The sequence below is a fragment of the Amycolatopsis sp. La24 genome (assembly GCF_029087445.1).
Classification (GTDB): domain Bacteria; phylum Actinomycetota; class Actinomycetes; order Mycobacteriales; family Pseudonocardiaceae; genus Amycolatopsis; species Amycolatopsis nivea.
Map to the genome: position 1 here is coordinate 1 of NZ_JARACH010000124.1, position 7,787 is coordinate 7,787.

At 71.3% G+C, this 7,787-nt stretch carries 12 protein-coding genes; 9 read left to right on the top strand and 3 right to left on the bottom strand.

What is annotated here, in order from left to right; translation table 11 throughout:
• From PUT80_RS45810 to PUT80_RS45820, 3 genes are all read left to right on the top strand, one after another.
• On the top strand, positions 1-126 hold a 126-nt coding region (locus tag PUT80_RS45810), incomplete at its 5' end, for a Fe-Mn family superoxide dismutase (RefSeq protein WP_275294775.1).
• Positions 127-498: 372 nt separating this feature from the next.
• Positions 499-1,410, top strand: coding sequence for a winged helix-turn-helix domain-containing protein (locus PUT80_RS45815; protein ID WP_275295879.1), 912 nt, complete (start codon positions 499-501; stop codon positions 1,408-1,410).
• A 283-nt stretch (positions 1,411-1,693) separates the two neighbouring features.
• The gene (locus PUT80_RS45820) at positions 1,694-2,170 is read left to right on the top strand and encodes a hypothetical protein (RefSeq protein ID WP_275295880.1); all 477 of its coding nucleotides are present in this window, start codon (positions 1,694-1,696) and stop codon (positions 2,168-2,170) included.
• 314 nt (positions 2,171-2,484) lie between these two features.
• On the opposite strand, the gene PUT80_RS45825 is transcribed toward PUT80_RS45820, so the two are convergent.
• The 3 genes from PUT80_RS45825 to PUT80_RS45835 all read right to left on the bottom strand — a co-directional run bounded on the left by PUT80_RS45825 (position 2,485) and on the right by PUT80_RS45835 (position 4,218).
• Positions 2,485-2,766 carry a DUF3040 domain-containing protein gene (locus PUT80_RS45825; RefSeq protein WP_037820086.1) on the bottom strand — a complete coding sequence of 94 codons (282 nt, stop codon included), beginning with the start codon at positions 2,764-2,766 and terminating at the stop codon, positions 2,485-2,487.
• A 165-nt stretch (positions 2,767-2,931) separates the two neighbouring features.
• Positions 2,932-3,198, bottom strand: a complete 267-nt coding sequence (locus PUT80_RS45830) for a GlsB/YeaQ/YmgE family stress response membrane protein (RefSeq protein WP_037820087.1) — start codon at positions 3,196-3,198, stop codon at positions 2,932-2,934.
• Between the two features lie 123 nt (positions 3,199-3,321).
• Positions 3,322-4,218 (bottom strand): RNA polymerase sigma-70 factor, encoded by an 897-nt coding sequence (locus tag PUT80_RS45835; protein ID WP_043833161.1) that lies wholly within the window; start codon positions 4,216-4,218, stop codon positions 3,322-3,324.
• 158 nt (positions 4,219-4,376) lie between these two features.
• Between PUT80_RS45835 and PUT80_RS45840 the strand changes: the two genes are divergently transcribed.
• The 6 genes from PUT80_RS45840 to PUT80_RS45865 all read left to right on the top strand — a co-directional run.
• Entirely contained in the window at positions 4,377-5,000 is a 624-nt protein-coding gene (locus PUT80_RS45840) for a class I SAM-dependent methyltransferase (RefSeq protein WP_275295881.1), read from the top strand.
• Between the two features lie 41 nt (positions 5,001-5,041).
• Positions 5,042-5,224, top strand: a complete 183-nt coding sequence (locus tag PUT80_RS45845; protein WP_275295882.1) for a hypothetical protein — start codon at positions 5,042-5,044, stop codon at positions 5,222-5,224.
• Positions 5,221-5,736 (top strand): TetR/AcrR family transcriptional regulator, encoded by a 516-nt coding sequence (locus PUT80_RS45850; protein WP_275295883.1) that lies wholly within the window; start codon positions 5,221-5,223, stop codon positions 5,734-5,736. Before PUT80_RS45845 ends, PUT80_RS45850 begins: the two co-directional genes overlap by 4 nt.
• A 26-nt stretch (positions 5,737-5,762) precedes the next feature.
• Positions 5,763-6,293, top strand: coding sequence for a Chromate resistance protein ChrB (locus PUT80_RS45855; protein ID WP_275295884.1), 531 nt, complete (start codon positions 5,763-5,765; stop codon positions 6,291-6,293).
• 9 nt (positions 6,294-6,302) lie between these two features.
• Positions 6,303-7,442, top strand: a complete 1,140-nt coding sequence (locus PUT80_RS45860) for an MFS transporter (protein WP_275295885.1) — start codon at positions 6,303-6,305, stop codon at positions 7,440-7,442.
• Between the two features lie 147 nt (positions 7,443-7,589).
• Positions 7,590-7,787 (top strand): helix-turn-helix domain-containing protein (locus PUT80_RS45865; RefSeq protein ID WP_275295886.1); only part of this gene is annotated, 198 nt, incomplete at its 3' end.

The following is a 7,787-nucleotide window of genomic DNA, read 5'->3' on the forward strand; positions in this document are numbered from 1 at the left end:
TACCTGGACTACAAGAACGTGAAGCCGGACTACGTCAACGCCCTGTGGAACATCTTCAACTGGGCCGAGATCAGCAAGCGCTTCGACAACGCCGTCGCCGGCGGCAACGGCCTCCTGCTCAGCTGAGCCCGACGCACTGAAGGCACCGGAAACGGGGTCCGGCCCACGCGGCCGGGCCCCGTTTCGCGGGTTTCGGCGCAATTAGTCGCCCGGCTGGGGGAAATCGCTGCGACGAATGTCGGGAACTGCTGGTATTCCGCGCATCCCGGGAGCCGCCTGCACGGCCTGGATCCGGGTGCATCCGGACGTGCACGCTGCACGCCCGCCGAATGCGGATGCCGATTCGCGCGCACCGGTCGTCTGCGCGAGGACCACCTGATTCAGCGAGATTCGCTCGCATTCGGTGGGTTCTTTCCCCTGATCGAACAAGTGCCTGGACAGCGGCGGACCGGCGCGGCACCCTGGAAGCGCAACCATGTCGGGGGGCAGGGGGAGCACATGGCGTTGCGCATTCATTTCACCGACGACGATTTCGGCCGGACGAGGCGGCGCACCGGCCCCGATCCGCTGTGGGAACTGGTGCTGAGCCTCACCGCGCTGCAGAGCCGCCGCCCGGCGGGCGGGCTGCGGGTCTGGTCCGCGCGTGCCCGCAAGCAGCTTCGGCGGGAGGGGCTGCTTCCGCAACCCCGTCCGGCGCCGGCGCTGGAGTTCCGTAACCGGGCGGTGAAGGCGCTGCCCGCTGGCGGCGACGCGACGGTCCGCCGCACAGGGGTGCTGAGACCGGCGGAGCGGCGGCGGGAGATCGGTCCGGTCGCGGGGGACGGCGTCGTGCGCGTGGAGAAAACGAGGCTGCGCGCCGACCTTCAGACGTTCTTCGTGCACGGGGTCGCGCCGTCGTGGGTCGGGGAAGTGGCCGACGGGGCGCGCACGCTGCTCACGTCGTACAGCCTCGCGCGGCAGACTCCGGCCGTCCACTCGGAACGGTCCGGCGCCGCGATCCCCTGGGAGGGCCCGGAATTCTTCGGCGGACCTCCTACGGATCGCAGTGTCTACTTCGGAGGCTTGCTCGTGATCCCGGCTTATTTCCGGATCGTGGAACCGGATCCGGCGACCGGACCAGAACCGCCGGTGGTACTGGCCCGGCCCGTGATCACCGCGGGCGACGCCGTCCAGGACCCGCTGCCAGACCTGCTCGGCCCCACCCGGGCCCGCGCGCTGCACGCGCTGGCGGTCCCGAGATCCACCGCGGAACTGGCCGGGGAGATCGGCGTGACACCGGTCGCGGCGAGCAAGCACGCGGGCGTCCTGCGCCGCGCGGGATTGGTGGAAAGCCAGCAGGACGGGAAAACCGTCCGGCACGCGGCGACGGCCACCGGACTCGCGTTGCTGAGCGCCTCCGGCGGGGAATGATGGGGCGCCGGGGGAGAATTCCACGTACTAACGGAAGACAGCGCCAATAAACGACGTGTCAGCACGACCGGCGGCCGGTGCGGAATGGAACGCGTCTCGCCGATCCGGCTGCGGCGGCTGAGTTGCCTCAGCGTGGTGTTACCCACGAATGAGTGAAAAGAACGGGTGAAATCGGACATCGATCCCGGCTCGGATTGCCCGCGGCGGGCTTTTTTTCCTGCGACTTGGGCACATTTGTCCGCGAACCCTGCCGCGTTCCCGGTTTTCGCGGCATTCTCGGATCATGGCTTCTGGTTTCCGCGCGTCCGCGGCGCGCGGGCGCGTGTTCCTCCTTCCGGTCCTGGCCGCGGCGGTCGCGGTCTCGGCGCTGGCCGGGATCTGCCTGGGGCTGTGGATCCACCGGCAGGGCTCGGCGGCGATCGACCGCGCGCCGGGCCGGTCCGTCGTCGCCGCCGTGGAGCCCGGATCCGGCGCGCTGCGCGGGAGCGAGGGCGCCGCGATGCCCGACACCCGGCGCGTCACGTGGACCGCCCCGGACGGCGGCGCCGAGGAAGCGAACATCCCGCTGCGCTCCGACCCGGCGGCCCGCGGCCTGACCCGCATCCGCATGGACGCGCGCGGCCAGCTCCGGGCCTCGTCGCCGGACCGGCTCGACGTCCTGTCGGTCTCGGTGATCACGACGGTCGCCTGGGAACTGGTCACCGCGATCGCGGGATTCGCGCTGTACCGCCGATTCGCCCGGCGGCGGGTCGCTGGCTGAGGTGCGGGCGGGAGTGGTGCGGTTGTCGTGGGTGTGGGGTTCGTGCTGCACCGGTGGGTTGGCGCGGGGGCGGGTCGCTGGCTGAGGTGTGCGCGGCGGGCGGGGTTGATGCCGGGTTCGGCTGCCGCGTGCGCGGGGCGGGGGTTCGCGCTGTACCGCCGGTTGGCGCGGGGGCGGAGTGCTGGCTGAGAGGTGGGCGGGGCCGGGTTCGCCTTGCCCCGCCGGTCCGCCCGGCGCGTGTCGCTGCATGGGGTGTGAGCGCGGGCGTCGTGGGCGAAGGATTCGCGCTGCACCGCAAGCTTCGTACGAGAGCCTCAACGCCAATGGCAACGATAAAACCAGATGATCGCGAGCGGAATCGCCGTCGTGAGGACCGCGCCCACCGCGATCGGGGCGGCTGAGCCCATTCCGAAGCCGACCACCAGGGTGACCAGGCCGGTCAGGAACACGCTGAGCACGCCGAGCGCCGCCGCGGCGAAGGTGACCGCGGGCATGGGGCGGAACTTCTCGAACCGGCGGGCAAGGCGCGGATTTTCCTGGGCGAGGCATCGCTCGATCTCGTCCAGCTGGTGTTGTTCGTGGTCGCGCAGCGCCATCGTCCGCTCCGCCCGTCGACCTGGCCGGGACTTCTCCGCTGATTCTGCCACGAAATCCGGCCGGAATCCGGGGTCGAGTTCGGTTCGACGCCCCGTGCGGGTGAGTCCGGGAAGCCGCGGAGCGGGGGCGGCCCGCCGCGTCCGGCAGCGGGCCGCCCGTGCGGGTCAGTCGCGGCGGCGGCCGCCCACGATGAGCCGGTAGCCGGTCAGGATGACCAGCGCGCCGAGCACCGCGAGACCCCACGTGCGCAGGTCGAAGAACGTCCCGAGCTGGGTGTGGAACAGCGTTTTGCCGATCCAGCCGCCCACGAACGCGCCTCCGATCCCGAGCAGGATGGTGATGATGCAGCCGCCCGGGTCCTTGCCCGGCATGAGGGCCTTCGCGATCACTCCGGCGATCAGGCCCAGCACGATCCAGCTGACAACGCCCACGTCGGTCCTCTCCTCGGTACGGCGGCGGCCCCACGGGCCGCCCCTGGCCGGACCAGGATGGCATGGTCCGACCGGGTGGCGCGCGCCAGCGTCGGCGCTACTTTCCGTAGTACCGGCGAGGAGTCAGCGGCGGAGGGCGGTTTCCGTGTCCATGTGCGACAGCTTCGCCGGATTCCGCACCGCGTACAGGCCGGTGATCTTGCCGTCGTCGATGCGCAGCGTGAGGACCGTGTCGACCTCGCCGTCGAGCTTCAGCACCAGCGCCGGATGCCCGTTGACCTGCATCGGGCGCAGCGGCGCGGGGATCTGGGCGCTCCCGGCGGCCAGCAGCCGCGCGACCTTGTCCGCGCCGACGATCGGCCGCGGCACCGCCTGCTTGACGCCGCCGCCGTCGCCGAGGAAGACGACGTCCGGGGCGAGCAGGTCGAGCAAGCCTTGCAGGTCGCCGGTCTCGACGGCCTTCTTGAACGCGTCGAGCGCGCCGCGGGTTTCGGCGGGCGTGACGTCGCCGCGCGGGCGGCGGGCCGAGACGTGCGACCGCGCCCGGTGCCCGATCTGCCGTACCGCGGCCGGGGTTTTGCCGACGGCTTCGGCGATTTCGTCATAGGGCACGTCGAAGACCTCGCGCAGCACGAACACCGCGCGCTCGGTCGGCCGCAGCGTTTCGAGCACCAGCAGCATCGCCGTCGAAACGCTGTCGGCCAGTTCGACGTCCTCGGCGACGTCCGGCGCGGTGAGCAGCGGTTCGGGCAGCCAGGTGCCGACGTAGGACTCCTTGCGCCTGCCGAGCGTGCGCAGCCGGGTCAGCGCCTGGCGGGTGGTGATCCGGACCAGGTAGGCGCGGTGCTCGCGGATCTCCTCGAGGTTGACCCCCGCCCACTTCAGCCAGGTTTCCTGCAGCACGTCCTCGGCGTCGGCGGCCGAGCCGAGCATCTCGTAGGCCACGGTGAACAGCAGGTTCCGGTGGGCGAGGAAGGTCTCGGTGGCGAGGTCCGGGCTCGCTTCGCCGGGCGCTGTCATGGATGGCTCCTTCGCGTTCTGGGGTCGATCGCCCATAGGACGCCGGCCGCCGGGAGTTTGTGACACCAGCCCGGCGTGCGGTTCGGCGTCGTAGTCGAAGCGCCCCACGGGATGCGAGGGTAGCCGGGGCAGCGCTCGATCGAGAGGAGTTCGCGACGATGGCGGAACGGGGACCGGACTGGCTGCGGCGGACGTGGGACGAGGCCGCGCCGCGCTACGACCGCGACATCGCGTGGTTCGAGCGGGCGCTGCTCGCCGACGGCCGCGAGTGGGTGTGCGGGCAGGCTTCGGGGGAGGTGCTGGAGGTCGCCGTCGGGACCGGTCGGAACCTGCCGTTGTACCCGCCGGACGTGCGGCTGACCGGGATCGACCTCAGCCCGTCGATGCTGGATCTCGCCCGTCGGCGCGCCGCCGAGACCGGCCGCGAGGCGACGCTCACCGAGGCGGACGCGCAGTCCCTTCCGTTCCCGGACAGCACGTTCGACACCGTCGTCTGCACGCTGGGCCTGTGCGGCGTCCCGGACGAACGCGGTGCGATCGCGGAGATGAACCGGGTGCTGCGGCCGGGCGGCCGGTTGCTGCTGCTGGACCACGTCGGCAGCCATCGCCGGTTCGTTCTCGCTGGTCAGCGGCTGCTGGAGAAGCTGACCGTGTCCCGGCTGGGGGATTACCTGACCCGCCGGCCGCTGCCGTTGCTCGCCGCGGCCGGGTTCGAGGTGGAGCGGGCGGAGCGGAGCAAGGCCGGGATCGTCGAGCGGGTGGCGGCGCGGAAAACCGGCTAGTCCTGTACGGTCGTATTGTACGTTCGTATAGGAGGGGTGTGATGACCGGAAAACTGGGGCAGATCGCGGTCGGCGTGCTGATGGTGGTCGTCGGCGCGGTGCTGTACTTCGTGTTCCACGACGTCGAGACGCCGGTGATCGGGCTGCGGCAGGTCGGGGTGGTCGTGGGAGTGATCGGGGTGCTTGAACTGGTCGCGGTCGCGTGGCGGGCGTCCCGGCAGTGAAGCGAGCCACCCATGTGCTCGACGCGGTGCTGAATGTGTTGGCGGAGCAGGGAATCGGCGCGCTCAGTGTGCGCACGGTCGCCGCCGCGGCGGGCGTTTCCCCGGCTCAAGTGCAGTACTACTACCGGACCAAAAGCGACCTCGTGCGCGCCGGTTTCGAGTATGCGGGCGAGCAGTTCCTGGCGGAAATCGAAGCGGCGCAACCGAAATCGGTCGCCGACTTCGTCGAGCTGTGGCTGCCGCTGGACGAACCGCGCGCCCGGCGGGCCCGGGTGTGGCTCGCGTACGCGGCGGCAGCCGTCGTGGATCCGGTGCTGCAGAAGGAAAACGCGAACCTCGATCGCGAGCTGCGGCAGTGGTATGTCAACGCCGGGTTGTCCGAGGACGTCGCGGCGCAGGTGTTCGCCATGATCGACGGCGTGACGCTGCAGTGCCTCTCGCTGCCGCTGGCGGACCGTCGGGCGTTGGCGGATCGGACGGTCGGCGCGTTTCTTGCGGCGCTACCTGCCTGAATGTAACACGTGATACATTCTGTGCTGTGGCAGACGACAAGTGGCTGGTGCTGGTGGTTCGGGTGCCGTCCGGACCGTCGCGGCATCGGGTCGCCGTGTGGCGTGAGCTGCGGCGGGTAGGCGCGTTGTCGCTCGGGCAGGGTGCCTGGGCGGTGCCGGACGTGCCCGGGTTCGCCGGCGGCGTCGAGCGGGCCGTCGAGCTGGCCGAACGCGGCGACGGCGAGGTGATCACGCTCGACGCCGCGGAACGGGACGGTTCGCGCCTGGTGGAGCTGTTCACTGCCGAGCGGGAAGAGGAGTGGACGGAGTTCCTGGCCGACTGCGGGAAGTTCGACGCCGAGATCGACAAGGAAATCCGGATCGGCAAGTTCACGATGGCCGAGCTGGAAGAGGAAGAGCAGAGCCTCGAGCGGTTGCGGCGCTGGCACCGGGACCTGAAGGCGCGCGACGTGTTCGGCGCGCCTTCGGCGGCGGAGGCTGAGCAGCGGCTGAAGCGGTGCGCTGAGCGGCTCGCGGACTACACCGAGCAGGTTTTCCAAGCCCTGCACCAGATGTGAGGGTTTTCGATGCGTTCTGCTGAGCTGCGTCCGCTGTACGCCGCCGGGTTCGTCACCGCGTTCGGCGCGCACAGCATCGCCGCCAGCCTCGGCGCGTACACGCACGGCGATTCCTTGCTGACCCTCGGATTGCTGCTCGCGGTCTACGACGGGGCCGAGGTCGTGCTGAAGCCGGTGTTCGGCTCGCTGGCCGACCGGATCGGGCCGCGGCCGGTCCTGCTCGGCGGGTTGCTGGCGTTCGCGCTCGCGTCGGCGGCCTTTGTCGTCGCGGGCAACCCGGCGGCGGTCGGGCTGGCGCGATTCGGTCAAGGCGCGGCCGCGGCGGCCTTCTCGCCCGCGGCTGGGGCGCTCGTCGCGCGGTTGTCGCCGACGAAACGGCAGGGGCGGGCGTTCGGCGGTTACGGCGCGTGGAAGAGCGTCGGGTACACGCTGGGCCCGTTGCTTGGCGGCGTGCTGATCACGCTGGGCGGATTCTCCTTGCTGTTCGGCACCCTGGCGGTGCTGGCTTTCGTTGTCGCCGGATGGGCCGCACTGGTGGTACCCGCGCCGGAACCGTTGCCGCGGCAGCGACAGACCGTTGTCGACCTTGCCCGTCGGCTCGCTGAACCTGGCTTCCTGCGGCCGACCGCGGTGCTCGCCGGAACGACCGGGGCGCTCGCGGTGGGGATCGGATTCCTGCCGGTCACCGGGGCAGCGAGCGGACTCGGCACAGTGGCGACCGGCGCAGTGGTGTCGGTGCTGGCGTTGTGCTCCGCGCTGGTGCAGCCGTGGGCTGGCCGGCTCCGGGACGCCGGGCGGATCCCCGACGGATGGGGGATGGCGGGCGGGCTGCTGCTGACCGCCGCCGGGCTGGCGTTGGGCGCGTTCGTGCCGGGTGTCGTGGGAGTGGTGGTCGCGGCGGTGGCGATCGGCGTCGGGGTCGGGGTGGCGACGCCGATCGGGTTCGCGCATCTGGCCGGTTCCGCGCCGAAGGAACGGCTCGGGCAGACGATGGGGGCGGCCGAGGTCGGCCGGGAACTGGGCGACGCGGGCGGGCCGCTGCTGGTCGGCGCGATCGCGTCGGCGGCGACGCTGGGGGCGGGGTTCGGCGGACTGGCTGTGGTGCTGGTGGTGATCGGTCTGGTGGTGGCTGGCTTCCGTAAGTCGTGAGGGGAACCCTGAGGGAATCAGCTTGGGTTCTAGTGGTGGTTGCAACGCCTGAGTTGTGCAGGGGTTGCAGTGGTCGTGGTCGGGCGTGGTCGGGCTCCGCGGGGCCGGGTGAGGCTGGCGGCGGAACGCCGCCGCTATTTTGCTCTTGTGGCGGAGGGCGTGGGCACGGTCGAGGCGTGCCGCAGGGTCGGGGTCGACCGCAGGACCGGGCACTATTGGCGGCCCGGGCCGGACTCGGGCCGGTTCCTGAGCGCGGGCGAGCGGATCGCGATCGCGGACGGGCTGGCGGCGGGCCGCTCGCGGCGGGCGATCGCGGCCGAGCTGGGCCGCAGCCCGTCCACGATC